Source organism: Kitasatospora sp. NPDC051984 (assembly GCF_044593455.1).
Lineage (GTDB): Bacteria > Actinomycetota > Actinomycetes > Streptomycetales > Streptomycetaceae > Kitasatospora.
In genome coordinates this window covers 300,770-322,574 of record NZ_JBIUCB010000004.1, presented here as the reverse complement: position 1 = coordinate 322,574, position 21,805 = coordinate 300,770, and the positions used below count along the sequence as shown (strand labels likewise).

Annotated in this window: 15 protein-coding genes and 3 tRNA genes; 10 read left to right on the top strand and 8 right to left on the bottom strand. The window is 72.5% G+C overall.

The window, feature by feature from the left end; all coding sequences use genetic code 11:
* Positions 1-220 precede the first annotated feature (220 nt).
* From ACIHEI_RS10720 to ACIHEI_RS10710, 3 genes are all read left to right on the top strand, one after another.
* Positions 221-1,162, top strand: a complete 942-nt coding sequence (locus ACIHEI_RS10720; RefSeq protein ID WP_387861469.1) for a PAC2 family protein — start codon at positions 221-223, stop codon at positions 1,160-1,162.
* Positions 1,163-2,104, top strand: coding sequence for an SGNH/GDSL hydrolase family protein (locus ACIHEI_RS10715; protein WP_396606369.1), 942 nt, complete (start codon positions 1,163-1,165; stop codon positions 2,102-2,104).
* Positions 2,105-2,336: 232 nt separating this feature from the next.
* Positions 2,337-5,009 (top strand): hypothetical protein, encoded by a 2,673-nt coding sequence (locus ACIHEI_RS10710; RefSeq protein ID WP_396606368.1) that lies wholly within the window; start codon positions 2,337-2,339, stop codon positions 5,007-5,009.
* Between the two features lie 50 nt (positions 5,010-5,059).
* Here ACIHEI_RS10710 and ACIHEI_RS10705 read toward each other — a convergent pair whose 3' ends face one another.
* On the bottom strand, positions 5,060-6,520 hold the full coding sequence (locus ACIHEI_RS10705) for an MFS transporter (protein ID WP_396606367.1): 1,461 nt from the start codon (positions 6,518-6,520) through the stop codon (positions 5,060-5,062).
* On the bottom strand, positions 6,517-7,140 hold the full coding sequence (locus tag ACIHEI_RS10700) for a helix-turn-helix domain-containing protein (RefSeq protein WP_396606366.1): 624 nt from the start codon (positions 7,138-7,140) through the stop codon (positions 6,517-6,519). The genes ACIHEI_RS10705 and ACIHEI_RS10700 overlap by 4 nt, the downstream gene beginning before the upstream one ends.
* A 137-nt stretch (positions 7,141-7,277) precedes the next feature.
* On the opposite strand from ACIHEI_RS10700, the gene ACIHEI_RS10695 reads away from it, so the two are divergent.
* The 3 genes from ACIHEI_RS10695 to ACIHEI_RS10685 all read left to right on the top strand — a co-directional run bounded on the left by ACIHEI_RS10695 (position 7,278) and on the right by ACIHEI_RS10685 (position 11,865).
* Entirely contained in the window at positions 7,278-8,552 is a 1,275-nt protein-coding gene (locus tag ACIHEI_RS10695) for a deoxyguanosinetriphosphate triphosphohydrolase (protein WP_392947413.1), read from the top strand.
* Between the two features lie 66 nt (positions 8,553-8,618).
* Positions 8,619-10,529: a DNA primase gene (gene dnaG, locus ACIHEI_RS10690; protein ID WP_396606365.1), complete on the top strand. Its 1,911-nt coding sequence runs from the start codon at positions 8,619-8,621 to the stop codon at positions 10,527-10,529.
* Positions 10,530-10,707: 178 nt separating this feature from the next.
* Complete coding sequence (locus ACIHEI_RS10685) at positions 10,708-11,865, top strand: sigma-70 family RNA polymerase sigma factor (RefSeq protein WP_396606364.1); 1,158 nt, start codon at positions 10,708-10,710, stop codon at positions 11,863-11,865.
* Between the two features lie 19 nt (positions 11,866-11,884).
* On the opposite strand, the gene ACIHEI_RS10680 is transcribed toward ACIHEI_RS10685, so the two are convergent.
* From ACIHEI_RS10680 to ACIHEI_RS10670, 3 genes are all read right to left on the bottom strand, one after another.
* Positions 11,885-13,294, bottom strand: coding sequence for a glutamate decarboxylase (locus ACIHEI_RS10680; protein ID WP_396606363.1), 1,410 nt, complete (start codon positions 13,292-13,294; stop codon positions 11,885-11,887).
* Between the two features lie 100 nt (positions 13,295-13,394).
* Positions 13,395-14,834, bottom strand: a complete 1,440-nt coding sequence (locus ACIHEI_RS10675) for an FGGY family carbohydrate kinase (RefSeq protein WP_396606362.1) — start codon at positions 14,832-14,834, stop codon at positions 13,395-13,397.
* Between the two features lie 141 nt (positions 14,835-14,975).
* Entirely contained in the window at positions 14,976-15,269 is a 294-nt protein-coding gene (locus ACIHEI_RS10670) for a hypothetical protein (protein WP_387643185.1), read from the bottom strand.
* A 299-nt stretch (positions 15,270-15,568) separates the two neighbouring features.
* Here ACIHEI_RS10670 and ACIHEI_RS10665 point away from each other — a divergent pair.
* Together ACIHEI_RS10665 and ACIHEI_RS10660 are read left to right on the top strand one after the other, a co-directional pair.
* Positions 15,569-15,641 (top strand) — tRNA-Asn (locus ACIHEI_RS10665).
* Positions 15,642-15,646: 5 nt separating this feature from the next.
* Positions 15,647-15,719: transfer RNA gene (locus ACIHEI_RS10660), tRNA-Asn, on the top strand.
* 124 nt (positions 15,720-15,843) lie between these two features.
* Here the strand turns inward: ACIHEI_RS10660 and ACIHEI_RS10655 are convergent.
* The gene (locus ACIHEI_RS10655) at positions 15,844-16,602 is read right to left on the bottom strand and encodes a trypsin-like serine peptidase (RefSeq protein ID WP_387643186.1); all 759 of its coding nucleotides are present in this window, start codon (positions 16,600-16,602) and stop codon (positions 15,844-15,846) included.
* A gap of 119 nt (positions 16,603-16,721) precedes the next feature.
* A complete protein-coding gene (locus ACIHEI_RS10650) occupies positions 16,722-17,651 on the bottom strand; it encodes a trypsin-like serine peptidase (protein WP_396606361.1) in 930 nt (309 codons plus the stop codon).
* A 235-nt stretch (positions 17,652-17,886) separates the two neighbouring features.
* Here ACIHEI_RS10650 and ACIHEI_RS10645 point away from each other — a divergent pair.
* Positions 17,887-17,960: transfer RNA gene (locus tag ACIHEI_RS10645), tRNA-Ile, on the top strand.
* Between the two features lie 460 nt (positions 17,961-18,420).
* Here ACIHEI_RS10645 and ACIHEI_RS10640 read toward each other — a convergent pair.
* Entirely contained in the window at positions 18,421-20,697 is a 2,277-nt protein-coding gene (locus tag ACIHEI_RS10640) for a collagenase (protein ID WP_396606360.1), read from the bottom strand.
* Between the two features lie 478 nt (positions 20,698-21,175).
* Here ACIHEI_RS10640 and ACIHEI_RS10635 point away from each other — a divergent pair, with 478 nt between their 5' ends.
* A complete protein-coding gene (locus tag ACIHEI_RS10635) occupies positions 21,176-21,802 on the top strand; it encodes an ankyrin repeat domain-containing protein (RefSeq protein WP_396606359.1) in 627 nt (208 codons plus the stop codon).
* Positions 21,803-21,805 lie beyond the last annotated feature (3 nt).

Below are 21,805 nucleotides of genomic sequence, written 5' to 3'. Positions count from 1 at the left end.
GGACGCGCGGGTCCTTTCGGCACGCCGAGACGCTCCGTCATATTAGCGCTCGGCCCGCTCGCCACGTCCACCACCAGCGGCTTTGCCGGGAGGTGAGAGGATTCCCGAGACGGAGTGAAGACTCGCGCGCGGACGGGAATTCCGGCGAGCCGTCGCACGCTGGACAGATCAGATCCGAAAACATTCCGAGACGACGAGACGGAACGGGGTTGGGTGGGCTGTGCGTGATCCCAAGGAGCTGTACGAGCTGGAACCGCAGGGCGTGACCGCCCTGGCGGCGGCCCGCGCCGCCGCGGAGGCCGGTGCCGGCCTGGTGCTGCTGTACCACTTCGAGGGCTTCATGGACGCCGGCGAGGCCGGAGGCCAGGTGGTGGCGCACCTGCTGGAGCACGGTTCCCCGCAGGTGGTCGCCAGGTTCGACCACGACCGGCTGGTCGATTACCGGGCCCGCCGTCCCGCGATGACCTTCGACCAGGAGAGCTGGACGGCCTACGACCCGCCGGAAATCCTCCTCCAATTGGTGCGTGACTCCGTCGGCGCGCCGTTCCTGGTGCTCACCGGCCCCGAGCCGGACACCGAGTGGGAGCTGTTCGCCGCCGCCGTACGGGATTTGGTGGAGCGGTTCGAGATCCGTCTGGCCGTCTCCTTCCACGGCATCCCGATGGGTGTGCCGCACACCCGGCCGGTCAGCCTCACCCCGCACGGCAACCGCGTCGACCTGGCGGCGGGGCACCCCAAGTGGTTCGACCAGGCGCAGGTCCCCGGCAGCGCTCAGGCGCTGGTCGAGTACCGGCTCGCCGAGTCCGGCCACGACGTGCTGGGCTTCGCCGCGCACGTCCCCCACTACATCGCCCGCTCCGCGTACCCGGCTGCCGCAGTGGTGATCCTGGAGGCCGTGCAGTCCGCGACCGGCCTGGTCATGCCCGGCAGTGAACTGCGCGCGCGGGTCAACGAGGTCTACGCCGAGATCGAGGACCAACTCTCCCAGGGCGACGGCGAGCTGCGCTCCGCGATCCAGGGCATGGAGAGCCAGTACGACGCGGTCTCCGGCGCCGCCGATCGCGAGAGCCTGCTGGCCGAGACCACCGACCTGCCCTCGGCCGACGAGCTCGGCCGACGCTTCGAGGAGTTCCTCGCCGAGCACGAGCGCGGCGCGGAGTAGGTGCGCCGCCGCCTGCTGGCCGCCACCACGGCGGTGCTGATCAGCACCGCAGCGTGCAGTGCCGCCGAGACTTCCCCGAAGCCCGGCCCCGACCGGGCAGCGTCCCCCAGCCCCTCCGCGACGCCCATCACCGGGCCGTACGTGGCACTCGGGGACAGCTATACCTCCGGCCTGCGGATCCCGCCGCAGAGCGGCTCACCGCTGGGCTGTGGCAGGTCCGGCGTCAACTACCCCTCCCTGGTGGCCCGGCAGCTCGGCCTGCAGGACTTCACCGACGTCAGCTGCAGCGGCGCACGGACCGGAGACCTGACGGCCGCGCAGAAGACCGACAACGGGGTCAACCCGCCCCAGCTGGACGCCATTGGCCAGGCGACCCGCCTGGTCACACTCGGCGTCGGCGGGAACGACGCCGGATTCCTCGACGTCCTGGGCCGCTGCGCGCTGGAGAACGTCCGGCACAGCCTGATCGGCGGTGGCAGCGACGCGCCCTGCCGCAGTTACTACACCACCGGTGGTGGGCGCGGTGAGGTCCAGCGGAAGGTGCAGGACACCGGCGAGCGGCTCACGACCGCCCTCGGCGAGGTCAAGCGGCGGGCGCCGCAGGCCAAGGTCCTGCTGATCGGCTACCCGGCGCTGCTGCCGCAGGACCCGGCCCGGTGCTCCAAGACCCTGGGGGACGGCATCGCGGCAGCCGACATCGGATTCGTCACCGAGCAGGAGCAGCAGCTGAATGCCATGCTCCGCCAACGGGCCGAAGCGGCCGGGGTGACCTTCGTCGACACCTACGCTTCGTCCACCGGCCATGACATGTGCGAGGCGGAAGGCACTCGCTGGATCGAACCCCTCGGTGCGGCGGGTGGCCTGGCCCCGATCCATCCGAACGCCCAGGGCCAGCAGGGCATGGCCGACGCCGTCCTGACGGCTCTGCGGCAGCGGCACTGACCCGGTCGCCCGGCGGTCCGACCGGGCGCGCGTTTCTTGCGCGCGCCCACACTCACCGAGTCATGGGGCGGTCCGCGGGTCCCATAGCAGGTCACGGGCCTGGATGAGGGCAGGATCGCCGATTCCGCAGGTGATTCCCGGAGAACTCGGTACGACGGGGTGCCGGAATGCGTACCCTGCACGCAGAGGGACGGATTCGAAGATCCGCCCCGAGTCCGGCCGGGGAGCTGGCATGGCAGTTGACGTGCGGATGAGGGGACGTGCCGCCCACTCCGCGGTGCTGCGCGAACTGCTCCTGCTCTGGGAGGCGGCCCGCCGGTCCGGAGGCCGGACGATCACTCAGAAAAGCCTGGCCCGACTGGGCGGGATCGGCCCGTCCACTCTCAACGGGTGGCTGTCCGGGCGCTCCGTGCCCCGCGAGATCGACCGGCTGGCCATCGTGGCAGGGGAGCTGGCCCGTGCCGCCGGCCGCCCGGTGCGACGGGCCCGCTACTGGGCCGCCCTGAGGGACGCCGACCGGGCCCACCACGGCACTGGCGCGACGAGGCCGGGCCGATCCGGGCGGAAGTCGGCACCGGACACCCGGTCGGCTGCCGAGACCCCGACCGACGGCGACGCCCAGCCCACCGGACGTCGTCGCACCCGCGACGGAGCCGAACCGGCCGGCCCTCGGCTGGTGCACCGTTACCGATCGGGGCCGCCCGCCGCCAGGGCGCTGGTCGATGCCGCACTGGACACACTGCGCCTCGGCCACCGTTCCACCCTGCCTGCCGCCCTGCTGACGGCCGCCGTCCCGCACTACCTGACGGAGTGCGAGCGGGGCGCCCTCGGAGCAGGTTGGGCCGCGGAAGCATGGGCGTACCTGCGCGTCGATGGCCTGTTGACGGGCGGCGCGCTGGTGACGGCCGGCCGGATATCGGGCGGTCCGGCGTTGACCGGAGGCGGCGACGAAGACGCCGAGGTACGCCTGGCCGAGGCGCTGGTGCGGGAGTTGCGGCCGGAACGGGAGAGCCGCGCCGTGCCGCCCGGCCTCTGGGAGTGCCTGACGCGGCACGCCCACCCCGCCGACCAGCCCGTCCTCGCCCGCGCCGCAGCGCTGCGCGGGCACGCACAGGAAGCACTCGGCCTCTTCGCCTCGGCCGCCGCAGCGGGTCACCACACCGCGTTGCTGGAGGCCGCCGCCCTGCTCGCCGATTCCGGCCGGACGGCGGAGGCCGTCGACCGGTGCGGCGCGGCAGCCGAAGTCGGCGTGCCGGGGGCACTGGTGACAGCAGCCGAACTGCTGGAACGCGACGGGCAGCACGAACGGGCCGTCGGCTGGTACGAACGGGCCGCCCGGGCCGGGGACACCGAAGCACTCTGCCGGAGTGCCGAACTCCTCGGCCGCACCGGCGAGATCGACGCGGCACTGGAGCGGTTCGACACCGCCGCCGGAGCCGGCCATTCGGCCGCCCACTACCGGGCCGGGCGGCTACTCCTCGGGCTCGACCGCACGGACGAGGCCCTGGGCCGGTTCGAGCGGGCAGCGGCCGACGGACATCCCGAGGCACCCGCCGCCTGCGCCAGGATCTGCGCGGCGGCCGGGAGAACGGACCAGGCAATCGTCTGGTGGGAACGCGCGTGGGAACAGGGGGTCACCACGGTGCATGAGGCAGCAGACGTGTGGGAGACGGTGGGCCGGATCAACGAGGCCGCGGCCTGGTACGAACGGGCCGCGGCCACCGGCGACGAGACGGCCTGGTACGAGGCCGCGGCGCTGTTCGCCAGAGACGGCCAGTACGGCAATCTGCCCTGGTACGCGCACATCGGCGACCACCACGCCCTGCGCGAGCGCGGCGAGCAGTGCGAACGGGACGGTGACCTGGCCGGGGCGCTGAGCTGGTACCGCAGGTCGGCCGAGGCCGGTGGCGAGGCGGCGCTGTTCCAGGCGGCCGACATGCTGGAACGGAACGGCGACCGCGACCGGGCGGTGCACTGGTACACGCTCGCCGCCAACCGGGGCGACACCTACGCGATGCGTGAACTCGGCCGACTGCTGGGCGAACTCGGTCGGTCGCGGGAGTCCGCCACCTGGCACCGCGCCGCCGCCAGGGCCGGCGGGTGTCGCGTACTGCCGGAGGCGGTCCGCGTGGTGGAGCAGCTCGACCGGCGGTCGGCCACGGCCTCCGACCGGCCCCGCTCCCGTCCCCATCCGCTCCCCGGACCGGCCGTAGCAGCCGCACCGGCCGCACCCGCCGAAGACGCCGAGGCCACCGCCGCGTTCTTGCTCGATGCGGTGGAACTGCTGAAGGCCGGCGGCCGGTACTTCGAAGCGAACCTGCTGCTGAGCTCGGCGGACCGGCCCGGTCAGGCCAGTCTGCGCGAGGCGTCCCGGATGCTGTCCGGCTCGGTGAGTACGGACGCGGCCATCGGATGGGTGCAGCGGTTCGCCGACTCCGGGGACCGGCAGGCGGTGTCGGAAGCGGCCGAGATGCTGGAGGACCGGGGCCGGATCGACGAGGCGCTCGACTGGTACGCGAAGGCCGCCGAGGTCGGCGAGCGGGGCGCCCTGCTGGCGGCCGCCCGCATGCTGGTCGATCGACGACAGACCGAGCGCGCCCTGGACTGGTACCGGCGGGCCGCGGAGGCGGGTGTGCCGTTGGCGCACGACGAGGCGGTGCTGCTGCGTCAGCAGGCAGACGGGGCCGAAGCGGAAGCCGCCCGGCGCCGCACCGGCCGAAAACTGCAGGCCCTGCCTGGCACGCCTGGAGCGACGGTGGTGCCCGTCCAGCGGGTGCAGGTTCCGGCGGAGACCGGCAGCCCCCGTCCCGAAGCCGTGCCGGTCGGACCTCCTGCACCCGCGCCGGCCACCCGCCGGGCACGTATCCCCCGCCAGTCGGCGGCCTCCGGTCGGGCCAGGAACTGACCGGCCGGAGGCGGCCGGTCAGTCAGGTCGTTGTGGGGCGGCGAGGGAAGTCAGCCTGCGCAGACGAGAGTTGCGGGCTGGCCGGCGGTGTCCAGCGGCCGGCGCTCGGTGGGCAGCTCGCGGACGCGGCGCATCGGGGAGCACCAGAGGATCAGCGCAGCCAGCGGTACTCCGATGGTCATCAGCCACATCGCGGGGCGCACGCCCAGTTCGGTGCCGAGGAAGCCGGCCAGAACGGCGCCGAGCGGGATGGAGCCGAAGTTGAGCACCGCGCCGCTCGCGGAGAGCCGACCGAGCAGTTCCGGCGGGCAGTAGCGCTGCTGGAAGGTCGACTTGATGACGTTACCGGCGACCACGCCGGCGGAGGCGCCGAAGCCGCCGATCAGGTACCAGGCCAGCCCGAGGCCGCGGCCGGTGAGTGGGATGAGGACGGTCAGGGCAGGCAGGAAGAGTTCGAGCATCAGCATGGCGCGGGAGGTGCCGAGCCGGGCGGCGATCCGGCGGGCGAAGGCCGCGCCGACGATGCCGCCGGTGGAGGCCAGGCCGACCAGTAGACCGACGGTGCCCTCCGCGATCCCGACCTCGCGGATCAGGAAGACGACCAGCAGGGACTGGTAGCCGGTCAGCACCAGGTTGGAGGCGGCGCCGAACAGGGTGAAGGTGCGGAACCAGACGTCGGAGCCGAGCAGCCGCAGGCCTTCGCCGATCTCCTTGCGCAGCGCCCGTCGGGGCCGGTCGGCGCGGCCGGTCTCGTGGTGGCCGATCCGGGCGGTGCACCAGAGCGAGAGCAGGAACGTCGCGGTGTTGGCGAGCAGGCCGTTGACCGGTCCGGCGAGCTGGGCGATCAGGCCGCCGCTGCCGAGTCCGACGATGCCTGCGGCGGAGGCGCTGCCGTGCAGTTTGGCGTTGCCTTCGGGCTGGTCCGCGGGGTCGAGCAGCTGCGGCAGGTACGCGGTGTACGCGGTCTGGAAGAACACCCCGGCGGCCCCGGCGAGCAGGGCCACGGCCAGCAGGTGCCACAGGGTGAGGGTCCCGGCGAGGGCGGCCAGTGGGACGGTGGCGTACAGGACCAGCGAGATCGCGGTCGCGGTGAGCATGATCGGTCGGGCGCGCAGCCGGTCCACCCACACCCCGGCGGGCAGGCCGATCAGCAGCCAGGGCAGCCAGCCCGCCGCGCCGAGCAGGCCGACCTGGAAGGTGCTCGCGTGCAGGGTGCTGACCGCGATCAGCGGCAGGGCCAGGCCGGTGACGGCGGAGCCGTACTTGTTGGCGGTCTCGCCGATCCACAGCATCCGGAAGTCCCGGTGGCGCCGCAGCAGCCCGGCGCGGCGGCGGGCGGTCGGGTAGGCGACCACGTAGCCCGGCCGACGGGACCCGGCGGTGACGGGCTCCGCGACGGGCTTCGCGGCGTGTTCCGTCACCGCCTTCGCAGCTGGCCCGACGACTGGCCCGGCGGCCGGCCCGGTGACCGGTTCGGCGGGGTGGGACTCGGTGGAGGCGGTCGAGGTCATGGCCGGTCGGGTTCCTTTCGGGGCAGTACCTGGATCTGGACGATGGCCGGTCGCGCGTCGGGGTCGGGGGCGGCGTCCGGGTCGGGGGTGTGGCGGGCGACGACGGCGGCCAGTTCGTCGCCGAGGGCGCGGAGCTGAGCGGGCGTCAGGACCAAGTTGCTCCAGTCGCTCACGAGGCCCGTGTTGCGCCAGTCGTCCCCCCACTCGGCGGCCAGCGAGTCCGCGACCCGCTGGTACTGACGGCGCAGGTTCTCCGCCTGGTAGACGGCGACAGCCGCCTTGGCGCCGGGGTCCTGCTCGAAGTCGGCGGCGGCCAGTGTGATCGCACCGCGAACGGCGCGCCACCAGCGTTCCCGCTTGGTGCCGCGGCCGGTCTCCTCCTCGATGAATCCGTGCTCGGCGAGGTGCCGCAGGTGCCAGCTGATGGTGCCGGTGGACTCGCCGGTGCGCTCGGCGAGCCGCGCGGAGGTCGAGGGTCCGTGCAGGCGGAGCTCGTCCAGCAGTTGCATCCGCAGCGGATGGGCCAGCCCGCGCAGGCTGTTGGCGTCGAGTCGGCGTCGCGGGGGCTCGCTCTCTGGTGCGGGGGTGACGGGGTGTTCTTCGGGGCGGTGCTCGTTCATGACGGCAACGATAGAGTGCAGAGACTTCTCTGCATAGACCTCTTTGCAGAGAAGTCTCTGCAATTTGCCGCGGCGGCGCCGGGTGTTCGCGCGGCGCAGGTCCGAATGTCCGTCATCCGGCGTACCGTGACTGACATATGAAGACCACCACTCCGTACGACCCGCAGTCCGAAGCCCGCTGGGTGCCCGAGCCGGACAAGCGGCCCGGCCGCACCGCCTTCCAGCGCGACCGCGCCCGGGTGCTGCACTCGGCCGCGCTGCGCCGCCTGGCGGGGACGACCCAGGTGGTCGCGCCGATGCGCAGTGATTTCCCGCGCACCCGGCTCACCCATTCGCTGGAGTGCGCGCAGGTCGGCCGGGAGCTGGGCGCGGCGCTCGGCTGCGATCCGGATCTGGTGGAGACCGCCTGCCTGGCCCACGACATCGGCCACCCGCCGTTCGGCCACACCGGCGAGGAGGCACTCGACCAGGCCGCCGCGGCCTGCGGAGGCTTCGAGGGCAATGCCCAGTCGCTGCGCATCCTGACCAGGCTGGAACCCAAACGCTTCGCCCCGCTCGACGAGCCCGAGGTCCGGCTCTCCCCGTGGCCCGGCCGCAGTGTCGGCCTCAACCTGACCCGGGCCGCGCTGGACGCCGCCACCAAGTACCCGTGGGCACGCGGCGGCCACCCCACCGACCCCGCCTCCACCAAGTACGGCGTGTACGGCGACGACCTTCCGGTCTTCCGCTGGATGCGCACCGGCGCGCCGGACGGCCGCCGGTGCTTCGAGGCCACCGTGATGGACTGGTCCGACGACGTCGCGTACTCCACCCACGATGTGGAGGACGGCTTCCAGGCCGGCCACATCGACCCGGAGGCGCTGCGTGCCCCGCAGGAGCGGGCCGAGCTGTTCAAGATCGCCGAGCGGTTCGCCGCCCAGGCCGGGCCGGAGGAGTTCGCCGCAGCCCTCGACCGCCTGCAGTCCGAGGAATGGTGGCCCACTTCCTACGACGGCACCGCCCGTGCCCGGGCCGGCCTCAAGGACCTCACCAGCCAGCTGATCGGCCGGTTCTGCCTGGCCGCCGAGCAGGCCACCCGGGCCCGCTACGGCCCGGGCCGGCTCACCCGGTACGCCGCCGAGCTGGTCGTCCCGCGCGACGTCCGGCTGGAGTGCGCGGTGCTCAAGGCCGTCGCCGTCCGGTACGTGATGCAGCGCGACGAGCAGGCCCAGCTGCGCTCCCGCCAGCGCGTGGTGATCGCCGAACTCGCCGACGCCCTGCTGCGCACCGCCCCGGACGGGCTGGACCCGGTCTTCGCCGCCCAGTACGCGGAGGCCGAGGACGACCGCGCCGCGCTGCGCACCGTGATCGACCAGATCGCCACCCTGACCGACGCCTCCGCCCTGGCCCTGCACGCCAAGCTGACCGGCTGAGCCCGGAGCCGGTGCGACCGCTTCGTGCGACCGCTGGAACGAACGCCGCTCCCGTAGACTTTCCCAGTGGCCGGGAGGATCAGGGACGAGGATGTGCAGGCGGTGCGTGCCGCCCTGCCGATCGACGCCGTGGTCGGCGACTACGTGCAGTTGGCCAATGGTGGCGGCGCCCAGCTGAAGGGCGTGTGCCCGTTCCACGACGAGAAGTCCGCGTCGTTCTACGTGCACCCGGGCAAGGGCGTCTTCCACTGCTTCGGCTGCGGTGAGTCCGGCGACACGATCACCTTCCTGATGAAGATCGAGCACTGCTCGTTCGCGGAGGCGGTCGAGCGTATGGCCGCCCAGGCGGGCGTCACCCTGCGCTACGAGGAGGGCGGCTACAGCCCCCGGCACCAGCAGGGCGAGCGGACCAGGCTGATCGAGGCGCACAAGGTCGCCGCCGCCTGGTTCCAGGAGCAGCTGGCCACTCCCGAGGCGGAGATCGGCCGTCGTTTCCTCGCCGAGCGCGGCTTCGACGAGGCCGCTGCCAAGCACTTCGGGGTGGGTTACGCCCCGGTCGGCTGGGAGCACCTGGTGCGTTTCCTGCGCGGCCGCGGCTTCACCGACAAGGAGATCTCGGTCGGGGGTCTGGCCTCGCAGGGCCAGCGCGGCGGCCTGATCGACCGCTTCCGGGGCCGCCTGGTCTGGCCGATCCGGGACAGCTCGGGCGACGTGGTCGGTTTCGGTGCGCGACGGCTGCGCGAGGACGACAACGGCCCGAAGTACCTGAACACCCCCGAGACGCCGATCTACAAGAAGTCGAACGTCCTGTACGGCATCGACCTGGCCCGCAAGGAGATCGCCAAGTCCGGCCGGGCAGTGGTGGTCGAGGGCTACACCGACGTGATGGCCTGTCACCTGGCGGGCGTCACCACGGCGGTGGCCACCTGCGGCACCGCGTTCGGCGAAGACCACATCAAGATCATCCGTCGGCTGCTGATGGACACCTCCACCTACCGCGGTGAGACGGTCTTCACCTTCGACGGTGACGCCGCCGGGCAGAAGGCCGCCCTGCGGGCCTTCGAGGACGACCAGAAGTTCGCCGCCCGTACCTCCATCGCCATCACCCCGGGCGGCATGGACCCGTGCGATCTGCGCCTCGCCCAGGGCGACGATGCGGTCCGCACCCTGGTCGAGAACCCGGTCCCGCTGTTCGAGTTCGCGCTCCGCTCGGCGGTCGCCCGGCACCGGGTGGACACCGCGGAGGGCCGCGCCGCCGCGCTCGAAGAGGCCGCCGGCATCATCGTCAAGATCAAGGACCGCTCGATCCAGCACGAGTACGCGGTCCAGCTGGCCGGCATGGTCGGCATCCTGGACGAGCAGTTCGTGGTCCGCCGGATCTCCCAACTCGCGCGCTGGCAGCGGGAGAACCAGCAGAACGGCCAGCGCCGGCCGCTGCACCGACCCGACCCCGCAGGGCAGCAGCCGGCCCGTCCGGAGCGCCCGGCGTTCCGGCTCAACCCGCGCGACCCGGCGCAGTTCGTCGAGCGCGAGCTGCTCAAGCTCGCGCTCCAGCACCCCGATCTGGTCAGCCCGGCCTTCGACCAGTACGGCGAGGACGAGTTCCCCACCCCGCCGTACCAAGCCGTCCGCCGCGCCATCGGCCAGGTCGGCGGCACCGCGTACGGCGCGAACCTGCCGGACTTCACCGCCGCCGTCCGCGAGGCCAGCCCGGACGACCAGGTCCGCGGCCTGGTCACCGAACTGACCGTGGAGCCGATCCGCTCCCGCCGCAAGGCCGACGAGGTGTACGCGGGGGAGTTCCTGGTCAAGCTCCGCCTGCAGGCCGTGGACCGGCGGGTCGACGAGGTGCGCGCCCACCTGCGCCGACTGGGCGACCGGGCCACCGCCGAGGAACTGCACCCGGTGCAGAGCGAGTTGTGGGCCCTGCAGCAGTACGGCCAGCAGCTGCGCTCGCGCGGCGTCGCCGCCCTCTGACCGGCGCCCGCCCGCCCCGCCGCTCCCTTGACCGCCCCCGCCCGCCCGGCGGCACCCGGGCGTGCGCCGGGTGCCGTTTGTCCGGATCGCGGCCTCCCACAGGTGCCCGGGCCCGCCGGGCTGGGTATCCCCTCCGGTGTGGCGCGGCACCCCCAGGCCGCGCGCGGCCCCTGGAGGGATGCCCGTGGAGCTCTCAGTCGCCCGCCCGCACCGGACCGCCCCCGCCCGGGGCGCCGCGATCCCACGCCAGCCCGGCCCGGCCGGCCCGCAACTCCCCACCGGCGAGCCGCAGTCCGGCCCGACGGACCCCGAAGCCGAAGCCGGGACGGTCCCCGGATCCGAGGGGGCCCAGGAGGCCGAGACCGAGCCCACCGCCGAGGACCTCGCCGACGAGCCCCCGGAAGCCGCCCTGGACGAGGGCGCCGGCCCGGCCGCCGACCTGCTGCGGCAGTACCTGCGCGAGATCGGCCGGATCCGGCTGCTGACCGCCGCCGAGGAGGTCGAGCTGGCCTGCCAGATCGAGGCGGGCCTGTTCGCCGAGGAGGCGCTCGACCGCGCCCCGGACGGGGACGAGCGGCTCACCGACGACCTCGACCGGCTGGTCGTGCTCGGCCGGATCGCCAAGCGCCGCCTGATCGAGGCCAACCTGCGGCTGGTGGTCTCGGTCGCCAAACGCTACGTCGGCCGCGGCCTGACCCTGCTCGACCTGGTCCAGGAGGGCAACCTCGGGCTGATCCGGGCGGTCGAGAAGTTCGACTACGCGCGCGGCTACAAGTTCTCCACCTACGCGACCTGGTGGATACGCCAGGCGATGAGCCGCGCCCTGGCCGACCAGGCCCGCACCATCCGGGTGCCGGTGCACGTGGTCGAGCTGATCAACCGGGTGCTGCGGGTGCAGCGCTCCCTGCTGCAGGAGCGCGGTGTGGAACCGACCGCCGCCGAGGTCGGACTGGTGCTCCAACTGCCGCCGGAGCGGGTCCGGGAGATCCTCAAACTGGCCCAGGAACCGGTCTCGCTGCACACCCCGGTCGGCGAGGAGGACGACGTGGCCCTCGGCGACCTGATCGAGGACGCCGACGCCGCCTCCCCGCCGGAGAGCGCCGCGTTCCTGCTGCTGCGCGAGCACCTGGAGGCGGTGCTGGCCATCCTCGGCGAACGCGAACGCCAGGTGGTCCAGCTCCGCTACGGCCTCGACGACGGCCGCCCCCGCACCCTGGAGGAGATCGGCCAGCTGTTCGGCGTGACCAGGGAACGGATCCGGCAGATCGAGGCGAAGACCCTCCGCAAGCTCCGCGAACACGCCTCCGCCGACCAGCTCCGCGGCTACCTGGACTGACCGGACCCCCGGCGGCCCGTCAGTGGTGGAACCCGCTGCGCTGCGGCATGCCCAGCTCGCTGAGCGGCGCGGGCTGGCGCTCAAGCTCGGGCAGCAGCCGCCGCAGGTCGCCGAGCAGCAGGTCCGCCAAGTCCCGGGTGAACCCGTTGCGGCACACCACGCGCAGCACCGCCAGGTCGGTCCGCCCCTCCGGGAAGGTGTACGCGGGTACCTGCCAGCCGCGTTCGCGCAGCCGCCGGGACACGTCGAACACGTCGAAGGAGGCACCCTCGGCCGTGGTGAAGGCGAACACCGGCAGCTGGTCGCCCCGGGTGATCAGCCGGAACGGGCCGAGCTTCTCGATCTGCCCGGCCAGGTACTCGGCGACGTCCCGGCAGGCCTGCTGCACCGCGTGGAACCCGGCCCGCCCGAGCCGCAGGAACGTGTAGTACTGGGCGACCACCTCCGAGCCCGGCCGGGAGAAGTTCAGCGCGAAGGTCGGCATGTCGCCGCCCAGGTAGTTGACCTTGAACACCAGCTCCTCGGGCAACGCCTCCTCGTCCCGCCACAGCGCCCAGCCGACCCCGGGGTACACCAGCCCGTACTTGTGGCCCGAGGTGTTGATCGAGGCCACCCGGGGCAGCCGGAAGTCCCACTTCAGGTCCGGGTCGAGGAACGGCGCGACCATGCCGCCGGACGCGGCGTCCACGTGCACCGGAATGTCGAGCCCGGAGCGTTGCTGGAGGCCGTCCAGTGCGGTGCAGATCTCGGCGATCGGTTCGTACGAGCCGTCGAAGGTGGAGCCGAGGATGCCGACCACGCCGATGGTGTTCTCGTCGCAGTGCGCGACGGCCTGATCGGCGGTCAGGTGGAAGCGGTCGCCCTCCATCGGGACCAGCCGCGCCTCGACCTCCCAGAAGTTGCAGAACTTCTCCCAGCAGACCTGCACGTTGATGCCCATCACCAGGTTGGGCCGCGCCCCGGCCGCGTACCGGTCGGCGTTGCGCCGCATCCAGCGCCGCTTGAGCGCCATCCCGGCGAGCATGCAGGCCTCGCTGGAGCCGGTGGTGGAACAGCCCACCGCCGCCCCGGGATCGGGCGCGTGCCACAGGTCGGCGAGGATCGCCACGCAGCGCCGCTCGAGTTCCGCGGTCTGCGGGTACTCGTCCTTGTCGATCATGTTCTTGTCGCGGCACTCGCTCATCAGCCGGTCCGCGTACTCGTCCATCTGCGTGGTGACGAAGGTCGCCAGGTTGAGCTTGGCGTTGCCGTCCAGCATCAGCTCGTTGTGGATCAGCTCGTACGCGACCGAGGGCGGGATCGCCATCTTGGGCAGCTGGTGCAGCGGCGGGGCCACCTGCATCGCGCCCAGCGGGTCGGTCAGTACGTGCATCGGGCTGAACGGCAGCCGGCGGTTGTCCCCGTGCGCCTGCCCCTTGTGCAACGCCATGACGAACCGTCCCTCCAGTGGTGGAGCCTCCAACGTTGCCACCCCGGACCGCCTGACGCATCTTCAGCGTCGTCTCGCCGGAAAGGTTGCGGACGGCCCGTCAGGAGCTCGCGGCGGTCTCCGGGTGGAACTGCTCGCGCACCGCCGCGTACTGCTGGCGCACCGCGTTGCCGACCGCCAGGTCGTGCTCCTGGTCCGGGTTGAGCAGGGTGATGTCCGGAAGTTCCCAGTGCGGGGGCTCGGCCGTTCCGGCGAGCGCCCAGGCGGCCTGGCGGGCCGCGCCGCGCGCCGCGTGGTCGCCGCGCGGCGGCACCACCACGGGCAGCCCGAACACCAGGGGGGCTATCTGCTGGACGGCGGGCAGCCGGCCCGCCGTCCCCAGCAGGAACACCCGGTTCACCGCGACGCCGTGCCCGCGCAGCACGTCCAGCGCCTCCGCCAGGTTGCACAGCATGCCCTCGACGGCGGCCCGCGCCACGTGCTGCGGCGCCATCGACTCGGCCCGCAGCCCGGTCAGGGTGCCCGCCGCCTGCGGCAGCTTCGGGGTGCGCTCGCCGTCCAGGTAGGGCAGGAAGACCATCCCGTACGCGCCCGGCGAGGACTGCAGGGCCAGCTCCGACAGGCCCTCCAGGTCGGTGCCGAGCATCGCGGCGGTGGAGCGCAGCACCTGGGCGGCGTTCAGCGTCGCCACCATCGGCAGGTGCCGGCCGGTGGCGTCCGCGAACGAGGACACCAGGCCGGACGGGTCGACCACCGCCCGCTCGTGCACCGCGAAGATCGTGCCGTTGCCGCCCAGCGACACCACCGCGTCGCCCGGGACCAGCCCCAGGCCCAGCGAGGCCGCCATGTTCTCGCCGGTGCCGGCCGAGATCAGCAGCCCCTCGGGGGTGTGCCCGGCGGGCTCGGCCGGGCCGAGCACGTCCGGGACCTTCAGTTCGTGGCCGAACGCCAGCTTGATCAGGTCCTGCCGGTACTCGCCGGTGATCGGCGACCAGTAGCCGGTGCCGGAGGCGTCGCCGCGGTCCGTGGTGCGCCGCCGGGCGCCGCCCAACAGTTGGGAGACCAGCCAGTCGTGCGGCAGCAGCACCTCGGCGATCCGCTGCGCCGACACCGGCTCGAACTCGGCCAGCCAGCGCAGCTTGGCGATGGTGTACGTGGGGCCCGGCACCGCGCCGATCGCCTCCACCCAGGGCTGCGCACCGCCGAGCGCGTCCAACAGCGCGGCCGCCGAGCCCGCCGAGCGGGGGTCGTTCCACAGCAGCGCGGGCCGCACCAGGACGCCGCCGGCGTCCAGGCCGATCAGCCCGTGCTGCTGGGCGGACACCCCGATCGCCCGGACGCCCTCCAGTAGGCCCCCGGCGGCGGCGTCGCCGAGCGAGTGCAGCCAGTTCTGCGGGTCGACCTCGGTGGAGCGGGCGTCGTCGCCCTCGGGCAGCGGATGGGGGGCCCGGCCCTGCCGCAGCACGGCGCCGGTGTCGGCGTCGCACGCGACGATCCGGGTGCGAGTGGTGGAGCTGTCGATGCCCGCGACGATGGCCATGCCGAGATCATGCCGCAGTCGGCGGCCGGGGCGGGCCCGACTGCCGCAAGTGTTGCCCAGTCGGTACCGGAACCAGCCCCGCCTCCGACCCTCCGTGCCTGGTCGGAGGCGGTCCGTGCCGACCGGTGACGTTCCGTGCGATCAGGGGCGGACGGTGCCCCAGCCGTCGTCCTCGCCCTGGTGCTTCGCGAAGTACGGGACACGCTCGGTCAGCGAGTTCGGCAGCTTCTCGCCGACCTTGTCGGCCACCGCCCCCGCGGCCTTCCCGGCCACCGCGCCCGCCTGCTGCTTGGCCTTGCCGGCCGCGTCCTGCACCCGCGGGTTCTCCCGCAGCTGTCGGGCCGCACCGGCCAGCTGGTCGTACCGTTCCCGCCCGGCCCGGGTACCGAGGACGTACCCGATCCCGATGCCCACGATCAACGACACCTTCCACATGCCCTGGTTCCACCCTTCGTTGCCGCGCGATTGTCTGCCGCGTCTACCCGTCCGGCCGGGCCGTGAACCGCCCTGCCGGTGGCGGGTCCGGGCCAGCCGGAGCCACCGTGCACCAGCATCCCCGTCCGCACCGTACGGCGCGCGCGGGGCACGCCGGACCGGCCCGCGGCCGAGGTGGGGGAGGCCGCTGCCGAAAGCGATTGGCGGAACACCCCCCTGAGTGCGCTAATGTATGTCCCGCAGCGAGCACCGTGGGCCCGGAGAGATCCGGAGACCGGGGTGGTCGAAGCGAAGCACTATCCTCCATAGCTCAATTGGCAGAGCAGCCGACTGTTAATCGGCAGGTTATTGGTTCGAGTCCAATTGGAGGAGCGCGGTCCCCCATAGCTCAATTGGCAGAGCAGCCGACTGTTAATCGGCAGGTTATTGGTTCGAGTCCAATTGGGGGAGCTTCACCGGTAATTACGGTGATCAGTACAGAGCGAAGGCCCTTCGGTGAAGCCGAGGGGCCTTCGTGTTTTCCGCACGCCCGGTACCGCCGGGGCCCGCACCCCGGAGGCTTACGGCGGGGTGCTCAGCCGCCGGCCTGCCGGTAGAGGTCGGCGAGGCGGTCGCCGAAAGCGACGCTGTAGGAGACCTCCGGGCTGTTCCCGCCCTGCTGGTAACCCCCTATTACGCCGACCACCTGACCCTGCTCGGTCACCCAGGGGCTGCCGCTGGTGCCGTCGGTGAATCCGGCGCAGTCGAAGCGCTGCTGGGTATTGCTGCGCGAGGTGGTGAGGCCCTCGCAGGTGATCGGGGACACGGCGTTGTTGGGATAGCCGGTGACGGTGACGTCCAGCCCGAAGCCGAGTCCGGTGGCGAGCGTGAAGGCGCCCATCGCGTCCTCGATCTGCCGGCCGCGCACCGTGCCGACAGTGAGGAACGCCACGTCGTACCCCTCGTTCTCGTCCGGCCCCCAGCGCGGATCCACCAGCACCGCGTTGACCGGCCAACTCCCGTACGGGGCGCGCTGGTCGCGGTAGCCGGGGGCGAACACCAGACCGTCCAGCGGGACGCCGCGCGGGGCCGCGCAGTGGGCGGCGGTGATCAGCAGATTGTGGCCCCGGCTGTGCACCACGGCGGCCGTGCAGGCCCGCATGCCGTCGGTGTCGTCCACGAACAGCGGCCCGATCCGGTTGCCCAGCGGACCCGCGGGGGCGGGCCGGGCGGTGGGGCCGCTGTTGGTCGGCTCGGCGGAGTCGCAACCGGTCGCGGCCGCCCCCAGCAGGAGCAGCAGCGCGCAGGCCGCGGCGGCCGGGCCGCTGCCGATTCGGGGAGAGGTGCGCGGCACCGTCACTCGCTTCCGCTCGACGGGCCCGCCCGGGGTGCCGGGCGGAGGATGCAGCAAGATCTACCAGGGCCCGCACGGCAGCGGCAAACGCCTCGGCGTGGGGCCCGCCCGACTGGGTGTCAGGAAGCCTGGGACGCTTGCGTGTAGAGCATCCGCACCCGGTCGCCGAAGTAACTGCTGTACGAGATGTCGGCGGTGTCGCCGCCCCGCTGGTAACCGCCGATCACGCCGACCACGGTGCCGGTGTGCGTGCTCGGATCCAGCTCGGTCACCCAGGGGCTGCCGCTGGTTCCGCCGGTGTAGTCCGGGCAGTCGATCCGCAGCTGGGTCGGGCTCTGCCGGACGGTGGTGTTGCTGCAGGTGATCGGCTCGTCGGAACTGCTGGGGTAGCCGGTCACCTTCACCGGCAGGGTGTAGCCGCGGTTGGTGCCGAGCCGGTTGGCGCCCAGCACCTGCTGCACCTGCCGCCCGTTCTGCGGCTGCACGGTGGCGAACGCCACGTCCAGGTCCTGATCGCCGCGGGTGCGCCAGCTCGGGTCGACGGTGACGGTGCCGAGCGGCCAGACACCCGACGGCGCGTCACCGGAGCGGTAGCCCGGTACGAACACCAGGTCCGTGCGGGAGGCGCCGATTCCGGGATCGACCAGGCAGTGCGCCGCCGTCACGATCAGGTTCCGGGCCGGGCTGCCGACCACGCTGGCGGTGCAGAAGTGGTCGCCGTCCGCGGCGTGCGTGAACACCGCGCCCACCCGGCTGTTCAACGGCGTCGGCAGGGCGGTGTGAGTCGTCCCGGCACGCCTGCCGAGCGCCGCCCGCAGCCGGTCCCGGTTCCAGCCGTGCTCGCCGGTCTGCGAGGCGAGGGCGCCCGACGGCAGCGACGCCGGCGGCTGTGTGGTGCTCTCCCCTCCGGTGGGGCCGGACGGGCCGCAGGCCGCCGCCAGGACCGCCGTTGCCAGCAAGGCCCTCGCGCCCGCCGACCGCTTCATCCCGGCCACCCGCTCCCGCTCGCCACTCGCCGCCGATCCGATGATCCGATGATCAAGCGTCACCCGCGGTGCGGCGCGGTGCCACCGTCGCTCCGGAGCGGTTCGCCCGTCGGGGTGTCCGCCGGACGGCGGTGGCCGGGGCCACGAATGGGCGGCGCGGACGGGACGGGAACGGGCGGGCCCGGATGCGCCCCCGGCGCGCACCAGGGGTGACCGACCGGCTATGCTGCCGGGGGCGTCCCTGAGGGGCCGTCCACTGCTGCCAGGGCCGCGTGTCGGCCCCGGCGGGTCGAGTCGGGGGGCGGTAGCTCAGCCGGTTAGAGCAGGGGACTCATAATCCCTTGGTCGTGGGTTCGAGTCCCACCCGCCCTACCTCGGCCGCTGACCGACCGTCAGCCGATGGAGCTCCCTGGCCAGGCGAAATGCCGGACTTGTCGACCCCTGAGCGTAGATTAGCGTCCCCGGCAGCTCCTGTGCGCAGCGCCGCGAGCGCGCGCCGAGGAATTCCGGGGAACTCGGGCAGGATCCGAACCCCGGGCGGCGCTTCCGGGTGGCCCCGGCGACCTGGGCCGCATCGCTGTCCGCCCTTGCCGGGGCCCGTGGTTCCCCCTGGACGTCGAAACGGTCCGGTGGTTGGCCGCGGCCGGGAGATTCACCCCATCGGGAATTGCTGCGCGGTGACCGTTTGGGCACGCATGATTCGGTGCGGGTGCTCCGGGGGCAGGGACCGCGATCGCCGGGCGCGGAGGGCCGGGGAGTCCGGCGGCCGAGCCGGATACGGCGCGAGGCCCGCGGTCCTGGGATCCGCGGGCCTCGGGTGTCACCGGGCGGGTCAGTACTGCGTGGTGACGGTGACTCCGGAGAAGGAGTTCTGGGCGTAGAGGCTGAAGTACACCCAGCCTGCGGGCGGGTTCGTGATGGTCAGGGTCTCACCGTTGCCGCTGTTGGTGGACTTGGCGGCGTAGGAGCTGGTGGTGGCCCAGCCGGCGGGGTTCCAGTAGAGGTCCGCGTTGCCGGTGCCGCCGGTGGTGGTGATGGTGAGCTGCTTCACGCCGGCCGGCAGGTTGAGGAAGCTGTAGCTGTAGTTGCCAGTGGTGGCCGCGACGTTGTCGCGGCGGCAGTTCTGCCCGTACGAGCGGGTGTCCTGGCTGGCGCAGAGCGGGGCGGCGGGCGGCCGGGTGCCGCAGTTGCCGGCGCCGCAGGCGGCCAGGTAGGTGGCGAAGTCGGCGTCGTACGAGGTGCCGATGCGGGTGATGACGGCGCGGGCGCCGGTGAAGTCGCCGGTACGGGTCTTGGCCAGGTAGGCGGCGACGTCCTGCGGGTGCGACTGCAGCATGTAGCGGACGGCCAGGTAGCCCCAGTTGTAGGTTCGGGTGGAGTCGGTGTTCTGGTAGGTGGTGTCGAACAGCGTGCTCAGCTTGTAGGTGCCCTTGGCGGCCTGCGCGATCGCGTCGTCGTAGCGCACGTCCCGGTAGGTGTAGGACATGTACTCGGCGAAGCCCTCGATCCACCAGATGTTGGGGACGGTCTGTCCGGCGTCGTAGTCGCCGTAGAAGTCGAAGCGGCCGTCGAGGTAGTGCGCGTACTCGTGGTTGAGGTTCCAGATCGAGAACGCCGGGCGCAGCCACTCCGCCTCGTGGGCGATGAAGCGGGCCTGGTTGCCGGGCTCGTTGGGCTTGCCCTCCAGGTACATGCCGCCGTTGTCCACGTCGATGTCGAACATCGACCACGCGTACAGGCGGTAGTCGTAGGAGGAGTCGTAGACCACGACCTCCAACTGGGTGTTGAGGTCACCGGGGACGGGGCCGTTGTCCTTGACCACGCTGTGGAACAGGGCGTCCTCGTTGGCCAGGCTGGAGCAGGTGCTGTCCAGTTCGGCGGCGGTCAGCGCCTGGGCGCGGATGTGCAGGGTCGGGCTGCAGATTCGGTCGACGGTCAGGACCAGCGGGGCGAGCCGGGTCGGCAGGTCGCACAGCCCGTAGTAGGAGCAGTGGCCTTCGTCCTTCTTTTCGGTGAACCAGGCGAGGTTCATCGTGAGCGGGCCGGTGGCGCCGATCAGCGGGAAGGCGTTGACCAGATCCTTGACCAGCGGGCGGGCCTGGGCCTGCAGCACCGGCTGCTCCAGAAAGGAGCCGAGGTCGATGCCCAGGCCGGTGGCCAGGTCGCTGCCGTTGAGCATCGAGCTGTTGCGCTTGACGAAGGCGGAGATCGAGGCGGCTACGGACGGGTCGGCGGCCAGCGCGGCGTTGAAGGAGTCGGTGCCGAGGCCGTTCTCCAGCACCAGCTTGGTGTTGGAGACGGCGGTCCACATGCCGCCGGTCCAGGAGCTGGTGTAGCGGTCCAGCAGGTCCTTGACCACGCCGGTGTAGCGGGCGTTCTCCTGAGCGGAGTCGATCAGGATGACCGCCTCGGAGAGGATCTGGCCGTTGGCCTCGGTGACGTCCTTGGCGTGCGGGGCGGCGTAGAACGCGTCCAGCGCGCCGCGGATCGAGGTCTGCAGCGCGGTGCCGTACGGGCCGACCGCGTCGGCGTGGTTCCACTGGACGTAGTAGCCGGCCCGCAGGAAGGCGATCAGTTGGGCGGCGGACGCCGAGTCGGTGCCGTCGTAGCTCGCCGAGGCGGTGCGCAGGGCGTCGGCGACGGCGACCATCTGCGGCTCGCGGAAGGTGTTCTTCGCGTCGGTGCCGGTGATCGAATAGAGCTTGCCCAGGCAGTCCAGGCCGGCCGACTTGACCGTGTTGACCAGGGTGGTGCCGCCGGTGGAGCCGAACAACGAGGTGTCGCAGCCGGTGGCGTCGGCGGCGAGCGCGCCGAGCTTCTTGACCGACTCGACGGCGGGGGCCTGGGTGGCCGGCCGCGGTGCGGACTTGGTACCGGTCCTGACCTGACCCGGGGTCGGGCGGGCGTCCTTCGGCTCGTCGGCCGACTTCGGGACGGGGTGTGAGGCGGGGGCGGTGGCCGTGTCGGCGGGAGTGGCGCCGGTGGCGGGCTGGGTGGGGGCGGCGAAGGCGCGGCCCTGTGGGGCGAACAGCCCGACGGTGAGGACCAGCGCGAAAGCGAGCGCGAACAGCCGGCCCAACTGGGCGGCAGATATCCGGATATGACGCACGGTGGGGGACTCCGAGCGGTAGTGGCCGAGCCGAGGGGGGCGCCGACCATCTGACGTGTGACATGTAAAATTGCACATAATCCCGGCGGGCGGAAGAGGGAGATCGCCATGGTGATCGAATCTCCACGTTCGCGGCCCTGCCCGGCTTCCTCGGCCGCCTCGCTTGCGTCGACTTCTCAACGCCCGGCCGGTGTCGGCCTCTTGTAGCGGATCGTCAGCATCGTCGACTCTGCGTCGGGTGCCGGAGCCGGCCCCTGCGGATGTCGCGCATCGACTGATCGGATGACGTCGGTATCGGCCGGAAGGCTCGCGGGGACTGGCCGGTTCGACGACGAATCGAGCCCGGGGGCGGGGCAAATATGGAGGTGAGAGGTTCGCTGGAGGCAGCCGGCGGGCCCACCGTTCGGCCCGGCCCGAGCTCGCATGTGCCGAGGACCGCCCGTGCCGTACCTGCCGTCCCTTCAGGAGGAGGACCGTGATGACGACCGCGATCGACCAACGCCTGCTCGGTGCCGCGCACACCGGCGACCTCGCCGCCGCCAGGGCTGCCCTGGCGGCTGGCGCGAACCTGGAGGCGCGCGATCCGCAGGGGCGGACGGCGCTGCTGGCGGCCGCGCTCGCCGACCAGGTGGCCGTCGCCGAGTTCCTGGTCGCGGCGGGAGCGGATCCGGATGCGCAGGACCACCGGGAGGACAGCCCATGGCTGGTCACCGGCGTCACCGGCAGCGTCGCCATGATGCGGGCCATGCTGGTCGCCGGGCCGGATTTCGGGCTGACCAACCGGTTCGGCGGCGTCAGCCTGATACCGGCCGCCGAGCGCGGCCATGTGGCCTACGTGCAGGCGGTGTTGGAGGAGACCGACCTCGACGTCGACCACGTCAACCGACTGGGCTGGACGGCCCTGCTGGAGGCCGTGATCCTCGGCGACGGCGGCCGCGCGCACACCGAGATCGTCCGCCTGCTGCTCGCCGCGGGCGCCGACCCGCAGCTCGCCGACGCCGACGGCGTGACCGCGCTCCAGCACGCCGAACGGCGCGGCTTCGGCGGCATTGCGGCCGTGCTTCGCGAGGCCGTATCCGATCCGAGGAAGGAAGTTGCCGAATGACCA